At 71.8% G+C, this 25,422-nt stretch carries 25 protein-coding genes; 15 read left to right on the top strand and 10 right to left on the bottom strand.

The window, feature by feature from the left end:
- Positions 1 to 104: 104 nt before the first annotated feature.
- A complete protein-coding gene (locus ACZ6H8_RS12390; protein WP_464147147.1) occupies positions 105 to 392 on the top strand; it encodes a DUF4193 domain-containing protein in 288 nt (95 codons plus the stop codon).
- Positions 393 to 417: 25 nt separating this feature from the next.
- Here ACZ6H8_RS12390 and ACZ6H8_RS12385 read toward each other — a convergent pair whose 3' ends face one another.
- A complete protein-coding gene (locus tag ACZ6H8_RS12385) occupies positions 418 to 864 on the bottom strand; it encodes a DUF3093 domain-containing protein (protein WP_464147146.1) in 447 nt (148 codons plus the stop codon).
- A 32-nt stretch (positions 865 to 896) separates the two neighbouring features.
- On the opposite strand from ACZ6H8_RS12385, the gene dut reads away from it, so the two are divergent.
- The 7 genes from dut (at position 897) to ACZ6H8_RS12350 (ending at position 8,720) form a co-directional block, all read left to right on the top strand.
- Positions 897 to 1,331: a dUTP diphosphatase gene (dut, locus tag ACZ6H8_RS12380; protein ID WP_464147144.1), complete on the top strand. Its 435-nt coding sequence runs from the start codon at positions 897 to 899 to the stop codon at positions 1,329 to 1,331.
- A gap of 5 nt (positions 1,332 to 1,336) precedes the next feature.
- Positions 1,337 to 1,924 carry a DUF3710 domain-containing protein gene (locus ACZ6H8_RS12375; RefSeq protein ID WP_464147143.1) on the top strand — a complete coding sequence of 196 codons (588 nt, stop codon included), beginning with the start codon at positions 1,337 to 1,339 and terminating at the stop codon, positions 1,922 to 1,924.
- Positions 1,921 to 2,700, top strand: a complete 780-nt coding sequence (locus ACZ6H8_RS12370) for a DUF3159 domain-containing protein (RefSeq protein WP_464147142.1) — start codon at positions 1,921 to 1,923, stop codon at positions 2,698 to 2,700. Before ACZ6H8_RS12375 ends, ACZ6H8_RS12370 begins: the two co-directional genes overlap by 4 nt.
- Before the next feature lie 126 nt (positions 2,701 to 2,826).
- The gene (locus tag ACZ6H8_RS12365; protein WP_464147141.1) at positions 2,827 to 5,688 is read left to right on the top strand and encodes an aconitate hydratase; all 2,862 of its coding nucleotides are present in this window, start codon (positions 2,827 to 2,829) and stop codon (positions 5,686 to 5,688) included.
- A 128-nt stretch (positions 5,689 to 5,816) separates the two neighbouring features.
- Entirely contained in the window at positions 5,817 to 7,022 is a 1,206-nt protein-coding gene (locus ACZ6H8_RS12360; RefSeq protein ID WP_464147140.1) for an SPFH domain-containing protein, read from the top strand.
- A 19-nt stretch (positions 7,023 to 7,041) separates the two neighbouring features.
- Positions 7,042 to 8,424 (top strand): TFIIB-type zinc ribbon-containing protein, encoded by a 1,383-nt coding sequence (locus ACZ6H8_RS12355; RefSeq protein ID WP_464147139.1) that lies wholly within the window; start codon positions 7,042 to 7,044, stop codon positions 8,422 to 8,424.
- Between the two features lie 5 nt (positions 8,425 to 8,429).
- On the top strand, positions 8,430 to 8,720 hold the full coding sequence (locus ACZ6H8_RS12350) for a hypothetical protein (RefSeq protein ID WP_464147138.1): 291 nt from the start codon (positions 8,430 to 8,432) through the stop codon (positions 8,718 to 8,720).
- Positions 8,721 to 8,735: 15 nt separating this feature from the next.
- On the opposite strand, the gene ACZ6H8_RS12345 is transcribed toward ACZ6H8_RS12350, so the two are convergent.
- A complete protein-coding gene (locus tag ACZ6H8_RS12345) occupies positions 8,736 to 9,500 on the bottom strand; it encodes a GntR family transcriptional regulator (protein WP_464147137.1) in 765 nt (254 codons plus the stop codon).
- Between the two features lie 197 nt (positions 9,501 to 9,697).
- Between ACZ6H8_RS12345 and ACZ6H8_RS12340 the strand changes: the two genes are divergently transcribed.
- The 5 genes from ACZ6H8_RS12340 to ACZ6H8_RS12320 all read left to right on the top strand — a co-directional run bounded on the left by ACZ6H8_RS12340 (position 9,698) and on the right by ACZ6H8_RS12320 (position 13,685).
- Positions 9,698 to 10,591, top strand: a complete 894-nt coding sequence (locus ACZ6H8_RS12340; protein ID WP_464147136.1) for a transporter substrate-binding domain-containing protein — start codon at positions 9,698 to 9,700, stop codon at positions 10,589 to 10,591.
- Positions 10,592 to 10,601: 10 nt separating this feature from the next.
- The gene (gene ehuC / locus ACZ6H8_RS12335; RefSeq protein WP_464147135.1) at positions 10,602 to 11,324 is read left to right on the top strand and encodes an ectoine/hydroxyectoine ABC transporter permease subunit EhuC; all 723 of its coding nucleotides are present in this window, start codon (positions 10,602 to 10,604) and stop codon (positions 11,322 to 11,324) included.
- On the top strand, positions 11,321 to 11,977 hold the full coding sequence (gene ehuD, locus ACZ6H8_RS12330; RefSeq protein ID WP_464147134.1) for an ectoine/hydroxyectoine ABC transporter permease subunit EhuD: 657 nt from the start codon (positions 11,321 to 11,323) through the stop codon (positions 11,975 to 11,977). Before ehuC ends, ehuD begins: the two co-directional genes overlap by 4 nt.
- Positions 11,961 to 12,758, top strand: coding sequence for an ectoine/hydroxyectoine ABC transporter ATP-binding protein EhuA (ehuA, locus tag ACZ6H8_RS12325; RefSeq protein WP_464147133.1), 798 nt, complete (start codon positions 11,961 to 11,963; stop codon positions 12,756 to 12,758). Before ehuD ends, ehuA begins: the two co-directional genes overlap by 17 nt.
- 105 nt (positions 12,759 to 12,863) lie before the next feature.
- The gene (locus ACZ6H8_RS12320; protein WP_464147132.1) at positions 12,864 to 13,685 is read left to right on the top strand and encodes an ADP-dependent NAD(P)H-hydrate dehydratase; all 822 of its coding nucleotides are present in this window, start codon (positions 12,864 to 12,866) and stop codon (positions 13,683 to 13,685) included.
- Between the two features lie 7 nt (positions 13,686 to 13,692).
- Here the strand turns inward: ACZ6H8_RS12320 and ACZ6H8_RS12315 are convergent, their stop codons facing one another.
- The 5 genes from ACZ6H8_RS12315 to ACZ6H8_RS12295 form a co-directional block, all read right to left on the bottom strand.
- Positions 13,693 to 15,207 carry a DUF7059 domain-containing protein gene (locus ACZ6H8_RS12315; protein ID WP_464147131.1) on the bottom strand — a complete coding sequence of 505 codons (1,515 nt, stop codon included), beginning with the start codon at positions 15,205 to 15,207 and terminating at the stop codon, positions 13,693 to 13,695.
- Complete coding sequence (locus tag ACZ6H8_RS12310; RefSeq protein ID WP_464147299.1) at positions 15,208 to 17,343, bottom strand: 3-hydroxyacyl-CoA dehydrogenase NAD-binding domain-containing protein; 2,136 nt, start codon at positions 17,341 to 17,343, stop codon at positions 15,208 to 15,210. It lies immediately after the preceding gene.
- 2 nt (positions 17,344 to 17,345) lie between these two features.
- Positions 17,346 to 18,527 (bottom strand): thiolase family protein, encoded by a 1,182-nt coding sequence (locus tag ACZ6H8_RS12305; RefSeq protein ID WP_464147298.1) that lies wholly within the window; start codon positions 18,525 to 18,527, stop codon positions 17,346 to 17,348.
- A gap of 103 nt (positions 18,528 to 18,630) precedes the next feature.
- Entirely contained in the window at positions 18,631 to 19,833 is a 1,203-nt protein-coding gene (locus ACZ6H8_RS12300) for an HRDC domain-containing protein (protein ID WP_464147297.1), read from the bottom strand.
- A gap of 71 nt (positions 19,834 to 19,904) precedes the next feature.
- Complete coding sequence (locus ACZ6H8_RS12295) at positions 19,905 to 20,495, bottom strand: DUF3000 domain-containing protein (RefSeq protein ID WP_464147130.1); 591 nt, start codon at positions 20,493 to 20,495, stop codon at positions 19,905 to 19,907.
- A gap of 22 nt (positions 20,496 to 20,517) precedes the next feature.
- Between ACZ6H8_RS12295 and ACZ6H8_RS12290 the strand changes: the two genes are divergently transcribed.
- On the top strand, positions 20,518 to 21,657 hold the full coding sequence (locus ACZ6H8_RS12290; RefSeq protein ID WP_464147129.1) for an alpha/beta hydrolase family protein: 1,140 nt from the start codon (positions 20,518 to 20,520) through the stop codon (positions 21,655 to 21,657).
- Between the two features lie 24 nt (positions 21,658 to 21,681).
- Here ACZ6H8_RS12290 and ACZ6H8_RS12285 read toward each other — a convergent pair whose 3' ends face one another.
- Both ACZ6H8_RS12285 and ACZ6H8_RS12280 read right to left on the bottom strand, forming a co-directional pair.
- Entirely contained in the window at positions 21,682 to 22,110 is a 429-nt protein-coding gene (locus tag ACZ6H8_RS12285; protein WP_464147128.1) for a SufE family protein, read from the bottom strand.
- Positions 22,107 to 23,003 (bottom strand): sulfurtransferase, encoded by an 897-nt coding sequence (locus ACZ6H8_RS12280; RefSeq protein WP_464147127.1) that lies wholly within the window; start codon positions 23,001 to 23,003, stop codon positions 22,107 to 22,109. Before ACZ6H8_RS12280 ends, ACZ6H8_RS12285 begins: the two co-directional genes overlap by 4 nt.
- A 132-nt stretch (positions 23,004 to 23,135) precedes the next feature.
- Between ACZ6H8_RS12280 and zapE the strand changes: the two genes are divergently transcribed.
- Positions 23,136 to 24,140: a cell division protein ZapE gene (gene zapE, locus ACZ6H8_RS12275; protein ID WP_464147125.1), complete on the top strand. Its 1,005-nt coding sequence runs from the start codon at positions 23,136 to 23,138 to the stop codon at positions 24,138 to 24,140.
- 13 nt (positions 24,141 to 24,153) lie between these two features.
- Here zapE and ACZ6H8_RS12270 read toward each other — a convergent pair whose 3' ends face one another.
- A complete protein-coding gene (locus ACZ6H8_RS12270) occupies positions 24,154 to 25,350 on the bottom strand; it encodes a Na+/H+ antiporter NhaA (RefSeq protein ID WP_464147124.1) in 1,197 nt (398 codons plus the stop codon).
- Between the last annotated feature and the right edge of the window lie 72 nt (positions 25,351 to 25,422).

Below are 25,422 nucleotides of genomic sequence, written 5' to 3'. Positions count from 1 at the left end.
CCGGGAATGACGCTGGCGTGCCGTGAGTTGCAATCCACGGTTCCAGCGTGCAGACTGTGCGCCGAAATCCCCCCGACATCAGGCCGAAGGAACGCTGAGACGCAATGGCAACCGATTACGACGCACCGCGCAAGAACGACGACGAGGCGGAGTCGATCGAGGCCCTCAAGGAGCGCGTGCCCGCCGGCACGCAGACGGCGACGGACGACGACGCCGACAACCCTGGCAGCTTCGACCTGTCGGCGGCCGATCTCTCGGACGTCGAGCTCGAGACGATCGTCCTCCCGCCCCAGGAGGACGAGTTCACGTGCGTGAGCTGCTTCCTCGTGAAGCACCGGCTGCAGTTCGACCACGAGTCGAAGCTCGGCCCGATCTGCAAGGAGTGCGCGTAGCAGCACGCGCCTCGATGCTGGCTCGCTAGGAGCCTTCGACGCCCTCGCCGCGGATCGCCGCGACGAGGGCGTCCGGTCGTCTCGTGGAGACCACCCAGGCCGTCGTCGGATCCGCGGCGTCGACGACGGGCACGCGCACCATGAGCCGCGTCCACGGCACCGTGCAGTGGAACGAGCGCGCGTCCCACCCGGTGTGGAGCACGTCGTACGCGCCCTTCGCGTCGAGCGACACGGGTTCGCCGAGGGCGGAGAGCGGAATCCGCGCACGGCCGGCACGCAGCGTGTCGCCGTCGACCTCGACGACCGGTGCGGCCGCGATGAGCGCCGCGACGATGCCCGCGTAGAGCACGATGGCGACGATCCAGCCCCACGTCGGATCGATCGGCAGGAACACCAGCACCGCGGAGGGCACGACGAGCAGGCAGACGGCGAAGAGCCAGATCGGGGGCAGGAGTCGCTCACGGTGACGCATGCTCCCCATCCTGCCCGCTAGCCTTGGTCCCCGTGGACGAGGTCGAGGTGCTCATCGTCGGCGACGCTCCGAGCTACGCGCATCCGGGCGACGCAGGCGCCGACCTGCATGCCGCCGAGGCGATCACGCTGCGGCCCGGCGAGCGCGCGATGGTCGGCACGGGCGTGCGCATCGCGCTGCCGGAGGGCCACGTCGCGTTCGTCGTGCCTCGCAGCGGCCTCGCAGCGAAGCACGGCATCACGATCGTGAACGCACCGGGCACCGTGGATGCGGGCTACCGGGGCGAGATCAAGGTCATCCTGCGCAACACCGGCAGCGAGCCGCATGCGATCGCCGTCGGCGATCGCATCGCGCAGCTCATCGTGCAGCGCGTCGAGCGCGCACGCTTCGTGCAGGTCGACGACCTGCCGGGATCGGATCGTGGCGAGGGTGGCTTCGGCTCCAGCGGATTCGGAAGGACGAGGTAACGCCCATGGTCGATGAGACCCACGACGACGTCGAGGACGAGACGTTCGAGAAGAGCGCACCCGAGGACCGTGCCGAGGCGGGTCCGCTCGACGAGGCCGAGGCCCCCGTGCGTCCGTACATCGACCTGGGAGGGTTGCGCATCGTGCCCCGCCAGGGGCTGCAGATGCGCCTCGAGGTCGAGGAGGCGACGAAGCGCGTCGTCGCCGTGACCCTCGAGCACGACGGCTCGACGGTGCAGCTGCAGCCGTTCGCTGCCCCGCGCTCCGAGGGCATCTGGGCGTCGGTTCGCGCCGTGGTCTCTGCGCAGCTGACGCGACAGGGCGGCACGGTCGAGGAGGCCGAGGGGCTCCTCGGCCCCGAGCTGCGGTGCACGCTGCAGCCCGGCCCCGACGGCCAGCAGCGTGCGGTGCGCATCGTCGGCGTCGACGGGCCCAGGTGGATGCTGCAGGGCATCGTGGGCGGCAAGGCGGCGACCGACGAGTCCGCCGTGGCCGGCATCGTCGCGATCTACCGCTCGACGGTCGTGGTGCGCGGCGAGACGCCCATGCCGCCGCGCGAGCTGATCCCGCTGCACGCCCCGAAGTCCGCATGACCGACGAGCAGCGCCCAGCGGCCGGATCGACGCCGCAGGGCTCGGAGGGCGCCGCGGACCGCGATCGCGCGGACGACGCGATCGCGAACGCGATCCGCTCGTCGAAGCTCGGCCACATCGCACCGGGCGAGCGCCCGTCCGGCAGCGCGATCCTGCAGGCGATGGGCGGGGTGCGCGGCATCGTCGAGTCGCTGCTGCCCGGCATCCTCTTCCTCGTCCTGTTCACCATCACGCAGGACGTGTGGCTGTCGGTGCTCGTGCCGCTGGCGGTGTCGATCCTCGCCGTCCTGCTGCGCGTCGTCACGAAGGGGCAGCCCGCGCTCGCGTTCGCCGGGCTCATCGGCGTCGGCATCTCGGCCGCCGTGGCGATCTTCACGGGCAACGCCGCGGACAACTTCCTCTGGGGCTTCATCGTCAACACGATCGGCGTCGTCGCCCTGGCGATCTCGCTCATCGCGCGCAGACCCCTCGTCGGCCTCCTCGTCGGCGGGCTCACGGGCACGCCGTACGCATGGCGCACGGAGCCCGCTCGCAAGGCGGTCGCGGTGCGGGCCACGATCCTGTGGATCGGCGTGCTCGGCGCGCGACTGGCCGTGCAGGTGCCGCTGTACCTGGCGGCGACCCAGGGGGGCGTCGTGGAGGCGACGCAGGCTCTCGCGACGACGAAGCTCGTCATGGGCGTGCCGCTGTATGCGGCGGCGCTGTGGGTGACGTGGCTCATGGTTCGTGCCGTGCCGGAGTCCGACGAGACCCGCGACACGCCCGCGACCGCCTGAGCGACGTGCCTCCGCCGCGTGGACGGCGTAGGATGTCTTGACGTCAAGATACTTTCGGCCGCGGCCACGAGCCCGCGGCTATGCTCGGACGCGCACAGCGTCAAGACGATCGTGTGGGGAGTCACCGTGTCGGCAGTGGACAGCTTCGGAGCCCGCACCACCCTCGAGGTGGGCGGCCAGGACTACGAGATCTTCAGGATCGACGCGGTGGAGGGGCACGAGTCGTTGCCCTTCTCGCTAAAGATCCTCCTCGAGAACCTCCTGCGCACGGAGGACGGCGCCAACGTCACGAAGGCGCAGATCGAGGCGCTCGGCGCGTGGAAGGCCGACGCCGACCCCGACACCGAGATCCAGTTCACCCCCGCGCGCGTCGTCATGCAGGACTTCACGGGCGTGCCCTGCATCGTCGACCTCGCGACGATGCGCGAGGCCGTCACGGAGCTCGGCGGCGACCCGGCCCGCATCAACCCGCTCTCGCCGGCCGAGATGGTCATCGACCACTCCGTGATCGCCGACCTGTTCGGCTCCGAGAACGCCCTCGAGCGCAACGTCGAGATCGAGTACGAGCGCAACGGCGAGCGCTACCAGTTCCTGCGCTGGGGCCAGACGGCCTTCCAGGACTTCAAGGTCGTGCCCCCCGGCACCGGCATCGTGCACCAGGTCAACATCGAGCACCTCGCGAAGGTCGTCTACGACCGCACGGTCGACGGCGTGCTGCGCGCCTACCCCGACACGTGCGTCGGCACCGACTCGCACACGACGATGGTCAACGGCCTCGGCGTGCTCGGCTGGGGCGTCGGCGGCATCGAGGCCGAGGCGGCCATGCTCGGCCAGTCGGTCTCGATGCTCATCCCGCGCGTCGTCGGCTTCAAGCTCACCGGCGACATCCCCGCAGGCGTCACCGCCACGGACGTCGTGCTCACGATCACCGACATGCTGCGCCAGCACGGCGTCGTGGGCAAGTTCGTCGAGTTCTACGGCGAGGGCGTCGCGTCCGTGCCGCTCGCGAACCGCGCCACCATCGGCAACATGAGCCCGGAGTTCGGCTCGACCGCAGCGATGTTCCCCATCGACGACGTCACGCTCGACTACCTGCGCCTCACGGGCCGCGACGAGCAGACCGTCGCGCTCGTCGAGGCGTACGCCAAGGAGCAGAGGCTCTGGCACGACCCGTCGCGCGAGCTGCGCTTCTCGGAGTTCATGGAGCTCGACCTCTCGACGGTCGTGCCCTCGATCGCCGGCCCGAAGCGCCCGCAGGACCGCATCCTGCTGTCCGAGTCGAAGTCGCAGTTCGAGCAGGACGTGCTCGCGTACGTCTCCGGCGGCTCGATCGACGAGACGACGGCCGACGTCGTCGACTCGGCGTCGATGGACTCGTTCCCCGCCTCGGACCCCGGGATCGTCCCCGGCGACGAGCACGAGCACCACGAGCACACGACGACGAAGGTCGCCCCGCTGCGCTCCGGCGGCTTCGCGGGCGCCTCGACGCCTGCGCACGTCACGACCCCCGACGGCCTCGAGTACGAGCTCGACAACGGCGCCGTGACCCTCGCCGCCATCACGTCGTGCACGAACACGTCGAACCCCTCGGTCATGATCGCGGCCGGCCTGCTGGCGCGGAAGGCGCGCGAGAAGGGCCTCACGCGCAAGCCGTGGGTCAAGACGACGCTCGGCCCGGGATCGAAGGTCGTCACCGACTACTACGAGAAGTCGGGTCTGAACCACGACCTCGAGCACATCGGCTTCTACACGGTCGGCTACGGCTGCACCATCTGCATCGGCAACTCGGGCCCCATGATCGACGAGGTCTCCGAGGCGATCAACGCCAACGACCTCGCCGTCGCCGCGGTGCTCTCGGGCAACCGCAACTTCGAGGGCCGCATCAGCCCCGACGTGAAGATGAACTACCTCGCCTCGCCGCCGCTCGTCGTCGCGTACGCGCTCGCCGGCTCGATGCACTTCGACTTCGAGACGGACGCGCTCGGCACCGACCAGGACGGCGCGGAGGTGTTCCTCAAGGACCTCTGGCCGACGCCCGACGAGGTGCAGGACATCATCGACTCCTCGATCTCGCGCGAGCAGTTCATCACGCAGTACGCCACCGTCTTCGACGGCGACGAGCGCTGGCAGAGCCTGCCGACGCCCGAGGGCCCCATCTTCGAGTGGGACGAGGACTCCACGTACGTGCGGAAGGCCCCGTACTTCGACGGCATGACGATGGAGCTCACGCCCGTCGCCGACATCCACGGCGCCCGCGTCATGGCGGCGCTCGGCGACTCGGTCACGACCGACCACATCAGCCCCGCAGGCAACATCAAGGCGGGCACGCCCGCCGCGCAGTACCTCACGGAGCATGGCGTCGGCCAGCGCGACTTCAACTCCTACGGCTCGCGTCGTGGCAACCACGAGGTGATGATCCGCGGCACGTTCGCGAACATCCGCCTGCGCAACCAGCTCACGGCAGCCGTCAACGACGGCAAGGCCGTCGAGGGCGGCTACACGCGCGACTTCACGCAGCCCGACGGCCCGCAGTCGTTCATCTACGACGCGTGCCAGTCGTATGCCGAGCAGGACACCCCGCTCGTCGTCTTCGGCGGCAAGGAGTACGGCTCGGGCTCGAGCCGCGACTGGGCGGCCAAGGGCACGCGCCTGCTGGGCGTGAAGGCCGTCATCACCGAGTCGTTCGAGCGCATCCACCGCTCGAACCTCATCGGCATGGGCGTCGTGCCGCTGCAGTTCCCCGCAGGGCAGTCGTGGGAGTCGCTCGGCCTCGACGGCACCGAGGTCGTCTCGATCACGGGCCTCGAGCAGCTCAACGAGGGCGTGACGCCCAAGACGGTGAAGGTCACGGCCGAGCCGAGCGAGCACTCCGCCCCCGGCAAGGAGACGATCGAGTTCGACGCGGTCGTGCGCATCGACACCCCCGGCGAGGCGGACTACTACCGCAACGGCGGCATCCTGCAGTACGTGCTGCGCTCGCTCGTGTAGTCACCGCGAACGCCCGGCGTCGCACGACGCACACGACGACCCCCGCAGGCTCCCAGCCTGTGGGGGTCGTCGCGTCGTAGCATCGACGCGAGCGCGGCGGCGAGCGCCGGGCACGCGAAGGAGACGACATGGGCCTCTTCAAGGCAGCCATCGACGCGGCTGGCGGCGTGCTCGCCGACCAGTGGAAGGACTTCTACACCGTCCCCGAGGGGCTGAGCCCCACGGCGGCGCTGTTCGCCGCCGTGCCGCGCGGGCAGAACGCGGGCCGCGGCTCGAACACGTCCGCCAGCGACGGCATCATCACGAACGGCTCCCGCATCGTCGTGCCCGAGGGCTACGGCCTCATCCTCATGCAGGAGGGTGCGATCACGGGCTTCGCGTCGCAGGCGGGCGGCTACGAGTGGCGCACGGATGCGCAGGAGTCGCAGTCGATCTTCGCGGGCGACGACATCGTCGGCTCGCTCGTGCGCACGTCGTGGGAGCGCTTCAAGTTCGGCGGTCGTCCGGCAGCGCAGCAGCAGGCGTTCTTCGTGAGCCTCAAGGAGCTGCCCAACAACCGCTTCGGCACGCAGTCGGAGATCTACTGGGACGACGCCTACATGAACGCGCAGGTCGGCGCGGTCACGCGCGGCACCTACACGCTGCGCATCGTCGACCCCATCCTGTTCGTGAAGTCGTTCGTGCCGGCGTCGTACCTGCGCCCCGGCGTCGTGTTCGACTTCGCCGACCTCGAGAACGACGCGGCGTCGCAGCTGTTCAACGAGGTCGTCTCGTCGCTCGCCCCCGCGTTCTCGATGTACACGAACGACCCCGCGAAGGGCAACCGCATCACGCGGATCCAGCAGGACTCGCTCGGCTTCGCGCAGAGCCTGTCGGCCGCGGTCGAGCAGGGCTACCGCTGGACGACGGATCGCGGCATCACGATCGTGAAGACGGCGATCGTCGCCATCGAGTACGACGCGCAGACGCGGGAGCTGCTGCGCAACGTGCAGCGCGCCGACGCGCTCTCGGGTCAGCGGGGCAACGCGAACCTGCAGGCCTCGGTCGCGCAGGGCTTCGAGTCGGCGGGCGAGGGTCAGGGCACGACGGGCATCCTCGGCATGGGCATGGCGGCGGGGACCACGGGTCTCGGCGGCCTGCAGCAGCCGGTGCCCGCGCAGCAGGCGGCACCGCAGCAGGCGGCACCGCAGCAGTCGGCACCGGCAGCTGCTCCTCCGGCGCAGGGCGGCGACGACGCCGTCGCCGTGCTGCAGCGCGCGAAGACCATGCTCGACGCCGGTCTCATCACGCCAGAGGACTACGAGGCGGCGAAGGCGAAGGCGCTGGGGCTCTGACGCCCACGCCCATCGACGCATGACGCTGCCGCCGCCACCGCAGGCGCCGCCGCCCGGACCTCCGGGTGGCGGCGTCCCGCAGCCGCATCCACCCCATCCGCGCGCCGTGCCGGTCGTGCCGCGACAGCCGCTGCCGCCGCCGAACCCCGCGCAGCGCGTGTCCTCGCCCGCCGCCGCCGCGGCGACGCCCACGCAGCCCACCGAGCTCGCCGTGCCGCCGCAGGGACCGCAGACGCAGAACCAGCGCCTGCAGGACGGCATCAATCGGTGCCCGCGGTGCGGCGCGACCGACATCCGTCTCGCGATGCAGGGGGGCATGCTGCGGTGCGGCTACTGCCGCAACGAGTGGTCCGAGGAGCGCGTCGAGGAGCGTCTCGGGCTCGGCGAGGGCATCCGCGACCTGCAGGGCACGCTCGTCGCGTCGGGAGCGCAGGACATCCGCCCCGACGTCTCGACGGTCCTCACGATCGCGTGCGCAGGATGCGGCGCCGAGGTCGTCATCGACACGAACGACGCCATGAGCGCTCGCTGCCACTGGTGCAGGCAGCGCCTCGACGTCAACCGGCAGATCCCCAACGGCGCCGTGCCCGACGCCGTGCTGCCCTTCGCGCTGCCCCACGCCGAGGCGGTCGAGCGCATCCGTGCGTTCGCCCACGCTCGACGTGGATTCGCGCACGCGAGATTCAAGGCGGAGTTCGCGCCCGAGAACGTCGTGGGCGTCTACCTGCCCTACATGGTGGTCGACGCGCATGCGTCGACGCGGCTCGAGGGCTACGGCGAGGTCGAGACGCGTCGCTACACGCGCGGCACGAAGAACAACCGCCGCACGTACTACGACGCCGACGTGGTGCGCGTGCGGCGCTCGGTCGACTTCACGGTCGACGACCTCACCTTCGAGTCGTCGGCCGAGCGGTCGAACCTCGACGTCGACCGGTCGACGAACAACATCGTGAACTCGATCCTGCCGTTCGACACGAAGAACGCCGTCGACTGGAACGCCGCCTACCTCGCGGGCTTCACGTCGGAGCGGCGCGACCAGGACGTGCGGGCGATGCATCCGCGCCTCGAGGACCAGCTCATGTCGGTCGGGCGTGCGCAGGTGCGCCCGACGCTGGGCATCTACGACCGCGGCGTGCGGTGGGAGACCGAGGCGCTCGACGTGCACGGCACCCGCTGGGTCGCGATGTACCTGCCCGTGTGGCTCTACTCGTACCACCACGTCGAGGGAGGGCAGGGGATGGTGCACTACGTCGCGGTCAACGGGCGCACGGGCGAGACCATGGGCAGCATCCCGCTCGCGAAGGGGAGGCTGCTCGCCGTCGCCATCGGCGTCGGCCTGCTCGTCGAGGCGTTGGTCGTGCCGATCGTCGCCGCGACGCTGCTCTCGTCGGTGTGGCGGTGATGGGCGTGGACGGGCTGATGCAGGTGGCGGCGGTCGTCGCCTCGTCGGATGGCGAGGGCTTCCTGCTCGCGCTGCTCGCCGCCGGTCCCGCCGTGGGCATCGCGATCTACACGACGGTGCACCGCCGCTACCGCAACCAGGACAAGACGCACGTGTTCGAGCACGAGACGCACATCGAGATCGCTCCGGTGCAGGGCGACGATGCGAAGGTCGACGAGGTCAAGGGCACGCGGCGTCGGCGCATCGAGGGCGACGTCGCCGACCAGCCTCGCGTGCGCGTGCGACGCGTGCCGTAGCGCACGCTCGCGGGCTCAGCCGCTCGACGGCGTCCCATCCGACGGATGCGCCGAGTCGATCGGCCGCAGCCCGCGCGCAGACGGGGTCCGCTCGATCGTCTCGACCTCGGTCCTGCCGCGCAGCCTGTCGGCCGCATCGTCCAGCTGCTGCACGAGGGCAGCGATCGCCGCGTCCGCGTCGCCCTCGGCGATGGCGGCCAGCAGGACGCGGTACGTGGGGGAGATGGACTGGCGGACGGCATAGCCCTCGGGATCGCTGAGGCTCGCGATGCGAGTCTCGATCGAGAGGGTCTCCATGGCGCGGTCGAGCCTGGCGCTGCCCGCGGCGTGCACGAGCGCGCGGTGGAACGACAGGTCGGCGTCGCCGATGGCGAAGGCGTCGTCGGACTCGCTCGCCCGCTCGAACGCATCGAAGGCTGCCTGCACCTCGTCGTGGCCGCGGCCGTCGGCGACGATGCGGCGGACCGCATCCGACTCGATCGCGATCCGTGTGCGGAAGACGTCGTCGACCTCGTCGCCGACGATCGTCGTCACCCGCAGCCCCCTGCCAGGGACGGCGCGCAGGATGCCCTCCTGCACCAGGCGCTGGGCGCCCTCGCGCAACGGGCCGCGACTGACCCCGAGCTGCGCGGCCGTCTCGGCCTCGCCGATCGAGGACCCCACGGGCAGGGCGCCGGAGATGATCGCCGCGCGGAGCTCGCGAGCGATGAGATCGACGGTGGATGGGCGGGCGAGCGGCAGCACGCTGCCTGGCCTGGAGGCTTCGCTGCGGTCGTGCACGGGGACCCCTTCTCACGCGCCGAGCGGTGCCGTCGACGACTGGTTCGAGCGTAACGTTCTCATCTCATTGTCGACAATCCGACGGTCGGACCAGCAGATCATCGACCGGTAGTCGATAGCGTGCTTCGCGGCCCCGCGGCCGCTGCACGTGCCGCGATGCCGATGCCAGCGCGAATCGACACGAGGAGACGACGACCATGGACACGACACGGCGAACCACGAGCATCGGGCTTGCCACGACGGCCACCGTCGCCCTCGCGCTTGCAGGGTGCAGCGCGGGCGGAGACGACGCCTCGACCGACGGCGGGACGCTGGCGGCGGCGCAGGAGTCGGGCTCGATCACCGTCGCGGTCGCCGACGAGCGGCCCTACTCCTGGCTCGACGGCGGCGAGCCGACCGGTGCGACGATCGCGATGCACGAGCAGATCTTCGGCAACCTCGGCATCGACGACATCGAGGTCGTGGAGGTGGACTGGAACTCGCTCATCCCCGGCCTGAACGCCGGCCGCTTCGACGTCATCAGCGCGGGCATGTCCATCCTGCCCGAGCGCTGCTCGGAAGCCGCCTTCAGCGACCCCGAGATCATGTACACGACGGCGCTCATGGTGCCCGAGGGCAACCCCATGGGCCTGACGGACCTCGACTCCGTCGTGGCCGCGGGCGACGACGTGCGCCTCGCCACGCTCAGCGGCGGCATCGAGTCCGGCTACGCAGACAGCCTCGGCATCGACGCCGTCGGCGTCGACAACGCCCAGTCGGGCATGGACATCGTCGCGAATGGACGAGCGGACGCCTTCGCGATGACGGCGATCTCGCTCAACTGGATGGCCGACAACGCGCCCGATGCCGGCGTCGAGGTCACGCAGGCGTTCGTGCAGGAGATCGACGGGGTCGAGCAGATCGGTGCGGGTGCCACGGTGTTCCGTCCGGGCGACACCGAGCTCCTCGAGGCGTACAACGAGGAGCTCGCGAGCATCACCGCCGACCCTGAGGCGTACCTCGGCCTCGTCGGGGAGTTCGGCTTCACGGAGGAGAACCTGCCGCCCGCGGACCTCACGACCGAGCAGCTGTGCTCGGGCGAGCTCGAGTGATCGGCGCTCGATGAGCGCGGACGTCACGGCGCTGCTCGCGGCCGCTCCGCGGATCCTCGACGGCCTGGGCATCACCGTCGCCCTCACGATCGGTGGCGCGTGCGTCACCTTCGTCGTGGCCATGGCGCTCGCCCTCGCCGCACGATCCTCGACGCTGCTGCTGCGAGGAGCGGCGAGGACCGTCATCGAGCTCTTCCGCGGCACCTCGCTCGTGGTGCAGCTCTTCCTCTTCTTCTTCGTGCTGCCGCAGCTGGGGCTCGAGCTCGCGCCGATGGTCGCGGGCATCCTCGCGCTCGGACTCAACTACGGCGCGTACGGCGCGGAGGTGGTGCGCGGCTCGATCGCGGCCGTCCCGAAGGGCCAGTGGGAGGCATCCACGGCGCTGAGCCTCTCGCGGATGCATCGCATGCGGCGCATCGTGCTGCCGCAGGCGTGGGCGCTCATGCTCCCGTCGCTCACGAACCTGCTGGTGCAGCTGCTGAAGGGCACCGCGATCGTGGGGTTCATCACCCTCACCGACCTCACGGTCGAGCTCGACCGGCTGCGCGTCGAGACCGACACGTTCTTCGCGTACGGGATCGGCCTGCTGCTCTACTTCGCGCTCGCCTCGCTGCTCACCGTCGCGATGCGCACGCTCGAGTCGCGCGCGAAGCGGCGGCTCGGACAGGCGCCGCCGTCGCGCGGGTCGTTGCGGCTGCGCGACGCCGTGACCGCGGACGGAGCACGAGCGTGAGCGGGTCCGGCTGGAGCTGGCAGCACGTCTTCGACGCCCTCCCGGCCTTGCTCGAGGGCTTCGTGACCGTGACGCTGCTCGTGACGGTCGTCAGCAGCCTCATCGCCGCCGTCCTCGGGCTCGCGATCGCGATCGTGCTGCGGTCGGCGCCCGCACCGATCTCGGCAGCGCTCTCGTTCGTCGTGAGCTTCATCCGGATGACGCCGATCGTCGTGCAGCTGATGTTCGCCTACTTCGTCCTGCTCCAGCTCGATCCGCTCACGATCGGCATCCTCGTCTTCGGCGTCCACTACGCGACCTACATGGCGGAGGTCTACCGGGCCGGCATCGACGCGGTACCACCGGGGCAGTGGGAGGCGGCGACAGCGCTCAGCCTGCCGCGGCACCGGACGTGGCTCGGCGTCGTCGTGCCGCAGGCCGTGCGAGCGACGCTGCCGGCGCTCGGCAACTACGTGATCTCGATGTTCAAGGACACGCCGTTCCTCATCGCGATCACCGTGGCCGACATGGTCAGCAACGCGCTGGCGTACGGCGGCGACCACTTCCGCTACACCGAGGTGCTCGTGACGGCGGGAGCCATCTTCCTCCTCGCCAGCTACCCCACCTCCCTCCTCATCCGCAGACTGGAGCAGCGCATTGCCTTCACCACATGACGACCAGCCCGACGTCCCCGCGATCCGGTTCGACGGCGTCGGCAAGCGCTACGGCGACACCGTCGTGCTGCGCGACCTCGACTTCTCGGTCGCCAAGGGCGAGCGAGTGACGCTCATCGGCCCCAGCGGCTCCGGCAAGACGACCATCCTCCGTCTCCTCATGACGCTCGAGGAGGCCGACGAGGGATACATCCTCATCGGCGACCGCGCCCTCACCCACGAGCGCGTCGACGGCAGGCGGGTCGCCCTTCGGGAGCGACACCGCAGGGAGATGCGCACGCGCATCGGGATGGTCTTCCAGCAGTTCAACCTCTTCCCGAACATGTCGGTGCTCGAGAACCTCGTGGAGGCGCCGATCCACGTGCTCGGGCTGTCCCGCGAGGACGCCGTCGAGCGTGCGCGGACGCTCCTGGATCGCGTGGGGCTCGCGGACAAGGCGGACGCGCATCCGACGTCGCTCTCCGGGGGCCAGCAGCAGCGGGTCGCCATCGCCCGTGCGCTCGCCATGGACCCCGAGGTCCTGCTGCTCGACGAGGTCACGAGCGCGCTCGACCCCGAGACGGTCGGCGACGTGCTGGAGATCCTCCGTGACGTCGCCCGCACGACCGACATCACGATGCTCATCGTGACGCATGAGATGCAGTTCGCGCGCGACGTGTCGGACCGCGTGATGATGTTCGACGGCGGCAGCGTCGTCGAGCAGGGGGATCCCGAGACGATCTTCCAGAGCCCCGCCCACGAGCGCACGCGCTCGTTCCTCGCCGCCGTGCTCGGCGACTAGGGGCGATGCGGCCGCAGGAGCCACGGTCGCCCGAGCCACGGTCGCTCGAGCCTCGGTGGCGGGTGCTCGGCGCTGTGCCGTAGCGTCGATGCAGGAGGTCGAGCGATGGGGTCCTGGGGTGCGGCGGACGCGTCATCGTGGCTGCGCGCGCCGCGAGCCGACGACGACAAGTACGCGAGGGGCGTCGTCGGGCTCGTCACGGGCTCGCACGACTATCCCGGGGCCGCGGTGCTCGGCGTCGAAGCGGCCCACCGCGCCGGCGCGGGGATGGTGCGCCACGTGGGACCGCGACGCGTCTCGGACCTCGTGCTCGCCCGCCGTCCCGAGACCGTCGTGCAGATCGGCCGCGTGCAGGCATGGGTGCTCGGCTCCGGCACCGACCCGAGCGCGCGGTCGGACGCGCTGCGCGCAGTGCTGCACGACGCCATCGGCTCGGGCGCCGCGACCGTGCTCGATGCCGGCGCCCTCGACCTCTCGCGTGTCGGGGACGGGCCGATGCTCCTCACCCCGCATGCCGGTGAGCTGCGGACGCTGCTCGCGTCGCTCGGCGTCGACGTGGCGCGCGCCGACGTCGAGGCCGACCCCGAGCGGTGGGCGCGCACGGTGAGCGAGCGCACGGGAGCGACGGTGCTGCTGAAGGGCGCGCGCACGCTCGTCGTGCATGGCGATCGCGTCGTCGCGGTGAACGCGCCGACGCACTGGCTCGCGACGGCGGGCACGGGCGACGTGCTCGCCGGCATCGCCGGTGCCCTGCTCGCGGCCCATGCCGACCGCATCGCCGACGATCCCGGCGTGCTCGTGCCGCTGGGAGCGACGGCCGCCTGGCTGCATGGCGAGGCAGCGCTGCGCGCCTCGGCGGGCGGGCCACTCGTCGCGCTCGAGGTCGCCGAGCACGTCGCGAGCGTCGTGGCCGACGCGCTCGCATGACGCGCGGTCAGGCCGCGTCCGCCGCCTCGGCGAGGTAGCCGCGGATCCACAGCTCGCGCACCGCGGGCAGCGCCTCGGCCGAGAGCGCGCGGGCGTCGACGTCGAGCAGCGACGCGATGGCATCGAGGATCGCGCCCAGCGTCAGCTCACCGTCGCATGCGCCCACGAGGGCGGCGACGGCGGTGTCGACCTGCGTCGTGCGGCCGAGCGCGCCACCTTGCACGAGCTCGATCACCGTCGGGCCCGTCGCCCCGGGACGCAGGTGCCGCAGCTCCGTCACGTCCGAGGGGGTCACGAGGTGCACGTCGCGCAGCCCGTCGTCGTCGAGCGCCGCCACGCGATCCTGCACCTCGAGCGACGTCGCGAGGTGGGCGCCCGCGTGCTCGAGCGCCACGCCGTGGCCGACGTGCTCGGCACGGATGCGCGGGCCGTCGTCGCCATCGCGCGCCGACGCGGCGATCCAGCCGAGGCCGATCGTGCGCACGTCGCGCGCGGCGAAGTCGTCGAGCCAGGCCGTGAGCAGGGGAGCGTGGTCGGCGTCCCCCGGTCGCGTGCCACCGTCGCGCAGCCAGAGCTCCGCGTAGCGCACGAGGTCGAGCGACTCGCGCTCGAGCACCCAGCCGTCGACGTCGCCGGTGGCGAGCCAGCCGCGCACGCGGTCGAGGCCAGCCGCGCCGCCGAGCGACTCCCAGTTGCCGAGCAGTCGCGCGGCGCCGCCGGGAGCGAGGTGCGCGCCCAGCCCCTCGACGACCTCCTGCATGAGGGCGTCGCCCGTGCGGCCGGCGTCGCGGTACTCGTAGGCGGGCACGCCCTCGGCCCGCGGCGTGATGACGAAGGGCGGGTTCGAGGCGATGAGATCGAAGCGCTCGCCCGCGACGGGCGCCCACAGGTCGCCCTGCCGCGTCTCGACGTGCTCGACGCCGTTGAGCGCGCACGTCAGGCGCGTCATGGCGAGCGCACGCTCGGAGAGGTCGGTCGCGACGACGTGCTCGGCGAGCCGCGCGAGGTGCAGCGAGACGATGCCGCACCCGGCGCCGAGATCGAGCGCCGAGCCCGCGCGCACCGGCGGGAGGATCGCTGCGAGGGTGCGTGCGGCTCCGCCGACGCCCAGCACGTGGTCGGGGCGCAGCGGATGCACGCCCGAGAGCTCGTCGAGGTCGCTCGCGATCCACCACGACCCGGTGCCGAGCGCGTCGCGGAACGCGTGCGGGCGGATCGTGAGCAGGGGAGCGACCGCGTCGTCGCGGCGCTCGAGGAGGCCGAGCGCTGCGGCCCCGTCGATGCCGACGGTGGGCAGCGCCGAGGCGGCGTCGACCGCCGACACGGCGTCGCCGAGCCACAGCAGCCGCACGAGGGTCGCGAGCGGATCCGTCGCACCCTCGAGCGCGCGCCGGGCTGGCGTCGCGACCATGCGGGCGAGCGCCTCGGACGCATCCGCCCCGATGCGCACGGCGACGCCCCCGCCCGCGTACCCGGCGGCTGCCAGGTCGGAGGCGAGGGCGTCGACGACGGCGCGATCCACCTAGGAGGTGGGGCCCGCGATGCGCGGCTCGTGGAACGCGCCGCCGAACGCACGCTCCGACGCTCCGACGCGGTCGAGGTACGGGGTGATGCCGCCCATCTGGAAGGGCCAGCCGGCGCCGAGGATCATGCAGAGGTCGATGTCCTCCGCGCCCACGACGACGTCGTCCTCGAGCATGCGGTGGATCTCGTCGGCGAGACCGACCTCGAGTCGCTCGCGCAGCTGCTCGGCCGTGTACGGCGTCGCCCCCTTCGGGACGTGCCGCTTGACGATCGCCACGGCACGCTTGTCGATGCCCTTGGCCTCGCCCTTGCGGTCCTTCTCGAGCAGCACGCCCGCCTCCGCGAGCTCGTGCAGCGCCTGCGACTCGAAGAAGCGATCGGGGAATGCGCCGTGATGCGTGTCGAGCACGTGCGCACCGACCTTGAGTCCCACGAGGTCGAGCAGCACGAACGGATCCATCGGCAGCCCGAACGGCTGCTGCGACTGCACGACCGTCTCGAACGGCGTGCCCTGCTCGACGGCGTGCATCGCCTCGCCGAGCAGCTTGGCGAGCACCCGATTCACGACGAACCCGGGCGTGTCGCGCGTGATGACGGCCGTCTTCCTGAGCTCCTTCGCGACCCGCATCGCCGTCGCGAGCGTCGCGTCGTCGGTGTGCGGGGTGCGCACGACCTCGATGAGCGGCATGACCGCGACGGGGTTGAAGAAGTGGAAGCCGACGAGCCGCTCGGGATGCGCGAGCTGCGCGCCGATCGCCTCGACCGAGAGGCTGGACGTGTTCGTGGCGATGATCGCCTCGGGGCTCAGGTGCGGCTCGACCTCCGCGAAGACCTGCTGCTTGACGCCGAGCTCCTCGAAGACCGCCTCGATGACCCAGTCGCAGTCGGCGAAGTCGGCCTTGTCGACCGTGCCGGACAGCAGGGCCGAGAGCCGGTTGGCGGTGTCGCCGTCGAGGCGACCCTTCTCCTGCAGCCCAGCGATCTCCTTCCGGATGCCGGCGAGCGCGGCGTCGACGCGACCCTGGTCGAGGTCGGTGATGACGACGGGCACCTGCAGTCGGCGCAGGAACAGGAGCGCGAACTGGCTCGCCATGAGGCCGGCGCCGATGATGCCGACCTTCGCCACAGGGCGCGCGAGCTCCTTGTCGGGCGCACCCGCCGGGCGCTTCGCGCGCTTCTGCACCAGGTCGAACGCGTAGATCGATGCGTGGAACTGGTCGGAGGCGATGAGCTCGGCGAGGGCGGCGTCCTCGGCGGCGAACCCCTCGGCGCGCGAGGCCTTCTTCGCACCCTGCAGCAGCTCGAGAGCCTTGTAGGGGGCGAGCGCCACCGTGCCGATCCTCGACTCCAGCGACTTGCGGGCGATGCCGATCGCGACGTCCCACTTCACGGCGCGCTCGAGGCGGCCGGGCTGGTTCGGGCGCTCGACCTTCGCGCCGCCGAGCACGTCGTCGGCCCACGCGAGCGACTGCTCGAGGAACGACGCCGCGCCGAACATCGCGTCCGCGATGCCGAGCTCGAGCACCTGCTCGGGCTTCAGCACGCGGTTCTGCTTCAGCGGGTTCTCGATGACGACCTTGAGGGCGTGCTCGATGCCGATGAGGTTCGGCAGCAGCCACGCGCCACCCCAGCCGGGGATGAGGCCGAGGAAGACCTCCGGCAGCGCGACGGCGGGCGCGGTGGCGTTGATCGTGCGGTAGTCGGCGTTCAGGCCGATCTCGAGGCCGCCGCCGAGGGCGAGGCCGTTGATGAAGACGAACGTGGGCACGCCCGCCTCGTGCAGCAGGCCGAGCACCCGGTGGCCGAGGCGCCCGAGCTCCGCACCCGTGTCGCGGTCGGGCAGCAGCCCGACGTTCGACAGGTCGGCGCCTGCTGCGAGGAAGTACGGCTTGCCCGTCACGGCGATCGCGTCGATCTGGCCTGCGGCGGCGCGGCCGCGCTGCGTCTCGAGCACGTCGCCGAGCTCGAACAGCGTCGCGGGACCGAGCGTCGACGGACGCGTGTGGTCACGGCCGTTGTCGAGGGTCACGAGCGCGATGGTGCGTCCGGATGCGAGGGTGACGTCGCGCACGTACGAGTGCGTGACGACCTCGTCGAACTGCGCGGCGGCGAGGCGCGGGAACTCGTCGGCGATGCTCACTTGCGCTTCCTTCCGGTGAAGTGCGGGTTCTCCCAGATGACGCTGCCGCCCTGGCCGAGGCCGACGCACATGGCCGTGAGGCCGTAGCGCACCTCGGGGTGCTGCTCGAACTGCCTGGCGAGCTGCAGCATGAGGCGCACGCCGCTCGAGGCGAGGGGGTGGCCGATGGCGATCGCGCCGCCGTACGGGTTGACGCGCGGGTCGTCGTCGTCGATGCCGAAGTGGTCGGTGAACGACAGCACCTGCACCGCGAAGGCCTCGTTGAGCTCGAACAGGCCGATGTCGTCGATCGACAGGCCCGACTTCCGCAGCGCCTTCTCGGTGCTCGGCACCGGCCCGATGCCCATGATCTCGGGGTCGACGCCGACGAACCCGAACGACACCAGGCGCATCTTCGTCGTGAGGCCCAGCTCCTTCGCCGCGTCCGACGATGCGATGAGCGACATCGTCGCGCCGTCGTTGAGGCCCGACGCGTTGCCGGCCGTGACGCGGCCGTGCTCGCGGAACGGGGTCTTGAGCGTGCTGAGGCCCTCGAGGGTCGTGGTGGGTCGCGGCGCCTCGTCGGCGGTCGCGAGCCCCCAGCCCTCCGCCGTCTGCAGCGCGACGGGCACGAGGTCGGGCGAGATGTCGCCTGCCGCGAGGGCTGCGGCGTACTTCTCCTGGCTGCGCATGGCGTAGCGGTCCGCGCGCTCCTTCGTGAGGTGCGGGAACCGGTCGTGGATGCGCTCTGCCGTCTTGCCCATGTTCAGCGCGTCGCCGGAGACCATGCGCTCCGCGACGAAGCGCGGGTTCGGGTCGGCGTCGAGGCCCATGGGGTGCCTGCCCATGTGCTCGACGCCGCCGGCGACGGCCACGTCGTAGGCGCCGAGGGCGATGCCGCCGGCGACGGCCGTCACGGCCGTCATCGCGCCTGCGCACATGCGGTCGAGCGCGTAGCCAGGCACCGACGTCGGGAGCCCGGCGAGCATGCCGACCGTGCGGCCGAGCGTCAGTCCCTGGTCGCCGGTCTGCGTCGTCGCGGCGATCGCGACCTCGTCGATGCGCTCGGTGGGCAGCGACGGGTTGCGCTCCAGGAGCCCGACGAGCGCCTTGACCGCGAGGTCGTCGGCTCTCGTCTGCCAGTACATGCCCTTCTCGCCCGCACGCCCGAACGGGGTGCGGACGCCGTCGACGAACACGACGTCGTGTGCCACAGAAGCCTCCTGCATGGGTGGATGCACGTCACGGTGCACCCCGAGCCTAGGCAGCGCACGCATCCGGGGGGAGGTGCTTGCGGATTCCCTACGACTCGTCGTCGGACGGCTCGTCCGGCGATTGGTCAGCCTCTACAAAAGCAGAGGCGATCCGTTGTGCGGTCGCGTCAATCTGCCACGGGCGCGCACCGAGCGCCGCGAGGCCGTCGCGCACGCTCTCGATCGACGCCTCGCCCCGGTGCTCCCACGTGAGCCTGCGCAGCGTGTCCGGCGTGAGCAGCTGCTCGTTCGGCATGCGCAGCTCCTCTGCAGCCGCTTGCACCGATGCCCGGGCACGCTGGAGCCTCGCAGCAGCCTCCGGCCGCTTCTGCTTCCAGAACCGCGGCGGCGGCGGACCGTCTGCCGGCGTGCGCAGCACGGGGAGGTCCTCGGCGGCGCGGCCCTCCTCAAGGGCTGCGAACCATCGGTCGAGCTGCGAGCGCGAGGCGCGACCGTGGAATCCGCTCGTCGACGCGAGCTGCGCCTTCGTGCGGGCGCCGCTCATGACGGCGGCCATGAGCGCGCGATCGGGCACGAGCCTGCCAGGGGCGGAGTCGATCTCCCGCGCGTACGCATCCCGCGCGGTCCACAGCGCGCGGGCGATGGCGAGGGTGCGGCGATCCTTGACCGCGTGCAGGCCCGACAGGCGCCGCCACGGCTCGGCCGCGGGCGGCTTCGGCAGGCGCGTGCGCGCAGCCTCGAACTCCTGGCGCGCGATCTCGGACTTGCCCTGCTGCTCGAGGTCGGCGGCCATCGCATCGCGCAGGTCGACGATGAGCTCGACGTCGAGGGCGGCGTAGGCGAGCAGCGCGGGCTGGATGGGTCGGATCGACCAGTCGGAGGCCGCGTGCTCCTTCGCGAGTCGGATGCCGAGCAGCCGCTCGACGACGGCGGCGAGGCCGACGCGCTCGTACCCCGCGAGCCTGGCACCGAGCTCGGTGTCGAACAGCGTCGCAGGCTCGAGGCCGAGCTCGCGCAGGCATGGGAGGTCCTGCGAGGCGGCGTGCAGGATCCACTCCTCGCCGCCGATCGCAGCCTGCAGCTCGCTCCAGGCCGTGATGCCGATCGGGTCGAGCAGCACCGTGCCCGCACCGCGCCGGTACAGCTGCACGAGGTAGGCGCGGGAGGAGTAGCGGAAGCCGTTCGCGCGCTCCGCGTCGACCCCGATGGGGCCGGTGCCACCGACGAGCCGCACGATGGCTGCGCGCAGGCCCGCATCGTCGACGACCGTCTCGAGCGGACCGACGGGCACGGCGTCGACGAGGTCCGGCTGCGGGGCCGCAGGCGCCTCCTCGGGCTCGGCGGCGTTGGCGGGGGCGTCGGTCACGGGTGGAGCCTCCGAGCATCGAGGCTGATCGCTCCGGGCTGCAGCGGCATGCCCGCGCTGGCGCACACGAGGTCGCACCACGCGGCGAGATGCCTGTCGATGGCGTGGTCGGTGGGCGTCCACGAGGCGCGCAGCTCGAGCTGCGCTCCCTCGCCCTGCGCCGCGAGCTCGCCGAAGCCCGTCGACAGCACGCGCGTCGCGGTGCCGGAGGCCGAGTGGTAGCCGGCGCCGCGCTGGTCGAGCGCCTCGAGCAGCCACGACCAGGTGACCTCGGGCAGCATCGGGTCGGGCGCGATGTCGAGATCCTGCGTCGCCTGCGTGAACGTCACGACGCGGAACGCCCCGCCCCACGACTCGGGCTCCTCGGGGTCGTGCATGAGGATGAACCGGCCGGTGCCGCGTTCGCTGTCGCGACCGTGCTCCGGCGAGCCGACGTCGGCGGCGACCGCGTACGACCAGGGCGCGATGCGACCCGGGGCAGGGATCTCGCGCACCGTGAGCTCGCTGCGCGTGTCGGCGCTGCGCATGCGCTCGACCGCGGCGAGGAAGATCGCCGGCGCTGCGGCCGACTCCGATCCTGTGTCCACGTCGAAAGACTAGGCTGGCGCCGTGAGCAGACCAGCGAGGCGCGCCGCAGCCCTCGCCGCCGTCGGACTCGCCGTGGGAGCCGCGGCCGTCACCGGCCTGTCGGCACTGCTGGCCCGCACGCTCATCACCCCGCCCAGGCACCGCGACGACGTCGAGATCGCGTCGATCGGGCCGGAGGGCATCCGCCTGCTGCGCACGCCGGACACCGAGCTGCCCGGGCGCTACGCGCTCTGGATCGGCGATCGCCTCGTGCGCATCGGCGAGATCGTCGACGAGGACGACGAGACCGTGCTGCGCGAGATCACGGGCAAGGGCAGGGTGCGCATCGGCGGTCGCGCGAGTGCACGCTTCTCCGGCTACCACCTGTACCGGCCGCGCGACCTCGAGCTGCCCTTCCGCTCCGTCATCGTCGACACCGAGCTGGGGCCGGCGCCCGCCTGGATCATCGGCGACGAGTCGGCGACGACGTGGTGCATCCAGGTGCACGGGCGCGGCGTCAACCGGCGCGAGCCGCTGCGCGCCGTGCCGATCCTCGCCGCTCGCGGCATCCCGTCGATGTGCGTCGCGTACCGCAACGACGGCGAGGCGCCCCGCACGCCCGACGGCACGTACCGGCTCGGCCTCGACGAGTGGCGCGACGTGGATGCGGCGATCGACGTCGCCGTCGCCGCCGGTGCCCAGCGCATCCTGCTCATGGGCTGGTCGATGGGCGGGCAGGTCGTGCTGCAGCTGGCGCGCCGCTCGAGGCACCGTCGCCGCATCGCGGGGCTGCTGCTCGACTCGCCTGTCGTGTCGTGGGGCCCGACCCTGCTGTTCCACACCCGGCTGGCGCGCGTGCCGGTCGCGTTCGTGCACACCGCGACGGCATTGCTGGAGTCGCCGGCGGCTCGCCTCGCAGGCGGCGACGCCCTCGACTTCGGCGAGCTCGACGGCGTCGCCTACGCCGACTCGTACGCCGTGCCGATCCTGCTGCAGCATTCCGCCGACGACGGCTTCGTGCCGCCGGACGCGTCGCGCGCGTTCGCCCAGGCCCGGCCGGACATCGTCGAGTACCACGAGTGGCACGGCGCGAAGCACTGCAAGCTCTGGAACCTCGACGAGGTGCGGTACCGCGAGATCGTGCACGGCTGGCTGGATCGCACGGGCATCACGGCACGCTGAGCGACCGGCGCAGCAGCCGGGCGCTCAGGCCGGGCGCCGCTCTCGGATCTGCCGCTGGATGCGGCCGAGCATGCCCGACATGCCGCGCAGCCGCAGCGGCGACACGGCCCGCTCGAGACCGAGCATCGACGACAGGTCCGCAGGCACCGCGAGGGCCTCGTCCGGCGTCGCGCCGTCGAGCCCGCGCGCGAGGATCGATGCGAATCCGCGCGTCGTCGGCGCCTCCTGCGGCGCCGTCGCGTGCACGTGGACCGCATCGTCGTCGACCTCGACGAACAGGAACACGGGGGACTGGCACTCGAGGACGCGCTCGAGCAGATCGGGATGGTCGGCGTAGCGCTCCGGCAGCTCCGGCAGCGCGTCGGCGTGATCGAGCAGGAGCAGGAGCCGCTCCTGCTCGCCCACGGCTGCGAAGTCGTCGACCATGTCCTGCAGCGCCGGCGTCAGGCTCATCGGGCGGGCACCTCGCCCGGCTCGGCGCCCACGACGATCGGCACGCGCACGAGCGAGCCCCACTCCGTCCACGAGCCGTCGTAGTTGCGCACGTTGGGGTAGCCGAGCAGATGCGTCAGCACGAACCAGGTGTGGCTCGAGCGCTCGCCGATGCGGCAGTAGGCGATGACGTCGTCGGCGTCGCCGAGGCCCGCGCCGTCGCGGTAGATCGCCTCGAGCTCCGCGCGGGAGCGGAACGTGCCGTCCTCGCGGGCAGCCTTGCCCCACGGCACGTTCGCGGCCGTCGGGATGTGGCCGGCGCGCAGCGCACCCTCCTCGGGGTACGCGGGGGCCGTGGTGCGCTGACCCGTGTACTCCTCGGGGCTGCGGACGTCGACGAGCGGCTTGCCGAGGTGGGCGAGGACGTCGTCGCGGAACGCGCGCAGCGTCGCGTCGTCGCGCTCGACGACGGGGTAGTCGGTGCGGGGACGCTCCGTGCGCTCGCGCGTCATCTCGCGGCCCTCCGCGACCCACAGGTCGCGGCCGCCGTCGAGGATCCGCGTGTCGTGGTGGCCGTAGAGCGCCAGCACCCACAGCGCGTACGTCGCCCACCAGTTCGACTTGTCGCCGTAGAGCACGATCGTGTCGTCGCGGCCGATGCCCTTGGCGCGCATGAGCTCGGCGAAGGCCTCGGGGCTCAGGTAGTCGCGCGTGACGGGGTCGTTGAGCTCGGTGTGCCAGTCGAGCTTCACCGCACCGGGCACGTGGCCCGTCTCGTACAGCAGCACGTCCTCGTCGGACTCGACGACGACGACGCCGGGGTCGGCGCGGTGCTCGGCGAGCCAGGCCGTCGAGACGAGGCGCTCCGGGTGGGCGTACTCGGCGAATCGCGGATCGGTGTCCTGCGAGGTCATCGTGGCTCCTCCATCCGGCCGGCGACGGATGCGCACGGCCCTGCGTCTACGCTGGAACGCGGCGACCACGCCGATTCTTCCACGCAGCCGCCCGCAGAGGGCGGCCACCCTCGACCGCCCGGAGCCACCGACGTGCCCACGCTCACGCGCATCGCAGACCGACAGCCGACGACCGACGCCGCACGCATCGTCGCAGGCCTCACGCCGCCGCGGCAGTTCGAGGCAGCGACGTTCGAGTCGTACGTGCCCGACGCGTCGCATCCCTCGCAGGCGGCGACGGTCGAGCGCATGCAGGAGCTCGCGTCGGCGTGGCGCGGGGGAGGCCGCAAGGGCCTCTTCCGCAAGGCGCCGCAGGTGAAGCCGGGCATCTACCTCGACGGCGGGTTCGGCGTCGGCAAGACGCACCTGCTCGCGGCGCTGTGGAAGACGATGCCCGGCGTGAAGCACTTCGGCACCTTCATCGAGTACACGGCGCTCGTCGGAGCGCTCGGCTACAAGGAGGCGGTCGCGGCGCTCTCGGGCGCGTCGATCGTCTGCATCGACGAGTTCGAGCTCGACGACCCCGGCGACACGATGGTGATGACGCGCCTGCTGGGCGAGCTCGTCGAGGGCGGCACGAAGCTCGCCGCCACGAGCAACACGCCCCCGAACGCGCTCGGCGACGGCCGGTTCGCCGCGAAGGACTTCCTGCGCGAGATCCAGGCGATCTCAGACCGGTTCGAGATCCTGCGCATCGACGGCGAGGACTACCGTCAGCGCGACGTCTCGGGCGAGGCGCCCGTCGTCGACGACGACGCGATCGAGGCCGCGCTCGCCGAGCGTGGCGAGGCCGTGGCGCTCGACGACTTCGACGCGCTCGTCGCCCACCTCGCGAGCGTGCACCCGTCGCGGTACGTCGACCTCGTCACGGGGCTCGACGCCGTCGGCTGGCGCGGCGTGCGCACGCTCACCGACCAGAGCGAGGCGCTGCGGCTCGTCGCGCTCGTCGACAGGCTCTACGACACGCAGGTGCAGATCGTGGCCTCCGGCACCCCGCTGAACCACGTGTTCTCCGACGAGATGCTCGGTGGCGGCTACCGGAAGAAGTACCTGCGCGCGATGTCGCGCCTCATCGCGCTGACCACCGGCCAGGCGTAGCCGCGGTCGCGGCTCACTCGCCGTCGGAGCGACGCCGGTCCTCGTCGTCGTCGGCCGCTCGCCGCGCCTCGGCGTCCACGGGTGCGAGTCGGGCGCTGCGGATCGCGGTCACGGTCCCGCCGACGAGGACGGCCACGAGCGAGCCGACGAGCACCCCGAGCGTGCCGTCGACGATGAGCTCCTCCGCCTCGCGGTGCGCGAGCTCGTTCATGAGCAGCGACACCGTGAAGCCGATGCCGCCCAGCAGCGCGACCGTGCCGAGGTCGCCGAGCGAGAGGCGATCGGCGCGAGGGGTGTGCAGGGCGATCTGGCCCAGCCACCCCGCGACGGTGATGCCGACGAGCTTGCCGAGCGGCAGCGCGACGGCGATCGCGAGGAAGATCGGGCTGAGCTCGCCCAGCGGCACCTGCGGGATGGCCACGCTCGCGGAGACGAACGCGAACACCGGAAGCACGAGGGCGTTCACGAAGGGCTCGAGGCGATGCCTCGCCACCTCGGCGGGTGCCGGCGCGAGCACGAGCCCGGCTGCGACGCCCGCGATGGTCGCGTGCACGCCCGACTGCAGCACGAGCCACCACAGCGCGACGCACGCGATCGCGATCGCGATCCGCAACGGCCAGCTGCCGCGCCGCGAGCGGTAGAGGCGGCCGAGCGCCCACACGACCGCCACCATCGCGGCGGCGCCGACGAGCGCCCAGACCTCGAGGTCGGTCGTGAAGAGGATCGCGATGAGGCCGATCGCGATGAGGTCGTCGATGACGGCGAGGGCGAGCAGCAGCGCACGCACCGCGACGGGCAGTCGGCGTCCGACGATCGCGAGGACGCCGAGGGCGAAGGCGATGTCGGTCGCGGTCGGGATGGGCCAGCCGCCTGCGAGGTCCGCAGGGACGAGGGCGACGAACAGCAGCGCGGGCGCCGCGACGCCGCCGACGGCCGCGATGGCGGGCACCGCTGCACGGCGACGGTCGGCCAGCTCGCCCTGCGTCATCTCGTAGCGCAGCTCGATCGCGGCGACGAAGAAGAACACGGCGAGCAGGCCGTCGGTCACCCAGTGGGCGAGCGACAGGTCGACGCCGCCGAACGGCGTGACGTGCAGCGCCTTGAGCGCCTGCAGGCCGTCGCCGAGCGGGGTGTTCGCGACGACGAGGCCTGCGACGGCCGCCACGAGCAGCAGTGCGGCCGCGAGCTGGGGGTTCCTGATCCACGTCACCGAGCCATCCAACCAGGGTCGAACGGCCCAGGCGGACGCCGCGGAAACGTGCGCGAAACATGATCGGCCGTT

The sequence above is a fragment of the Agrococcus sp. AC640b genome (genome assembly GCF_979255995.1).
This window is presented reverse-complemented; position numbering and strand designations above follow the sequence as displayed.

Coding starts and splice junctions, on each gene's coding strand:
- ACZ6H8_RS12390 (WP_464147147.1), top strand. CDS start 105: ATGGCAACCGATTACGACGCACCGCGCAAGAACGACGACGAGGCGGAG.
- ACZ6H8_RS12385 (WP_464147146.1), bottom strand. CDS start 864: ATGCGTCACCGTGAGCGACTCCTGCCCCCGATCTGGCTCTTCGCCGTC.
- ACZ6H8_RS12375 (WP_464147143.1), top strand. CDS start 1,337: ATGGTCGATGAGACCCACGACGACGTCGAGGACGAGACGTTCGAGAAG.
- ACZ6H8_RS12370 (WP_464147142.1), top strand. CDS start 1,921: ATGACCGACGAGCAGCGCCCAGCGGCCGGATCGACGCCGCAGGGCTCG.
- ACZ6H8_RS12360 (WP_464147140.1), top strand. CDS start 5,817: ATGGGCCTCTTCAAGGCAGCCATCGACGCGGCTGGCGGCGTGCTCGCC.
- ACZ6H8_RS12355 (WP_464147139.1), top strand. CDS start 7,042: ATGACGCTGCCGCCGCCACCGCAGGCGCCGCCGCCCGGACCTCCGGGT.
- ACZ6H8_RS12340 (WP_464147136.1), top strand. CDS start 9,698: ATGGACACGACACGGCGAACCACGAGCATCGGGCTTGCCACGACGGCC.
- ehuC (WP_464147135.1), top strand. CDS start 10,602: ATGAGCGCGGACGTCACGGCGCTGCTCGCGGCCGCTCCGCGGATCCTC.
- ACZ6H8_RS12320 (WP_464147132.1), top strand. CDS start 12,864: ATGGGGTCCTGGGGTGCGGCGGACGCGTCATCGTGGCTGCGCGCGCCG.
- ACZ6H8_RS12285 (WP_464147128.1), bottom strand. CDS start 22,110: ATGAGCCTGACGCCGGCGCTGCAGGACATGGTCGACGACTTCGCAGCC.
- ACZ6H8_RS12280 (WP_464147127.1), bottom strand. CDS start 23,003: ATGACCTCGCAGGACACCGATCCGCGATTCGCCGAGTACGCCCACCCG.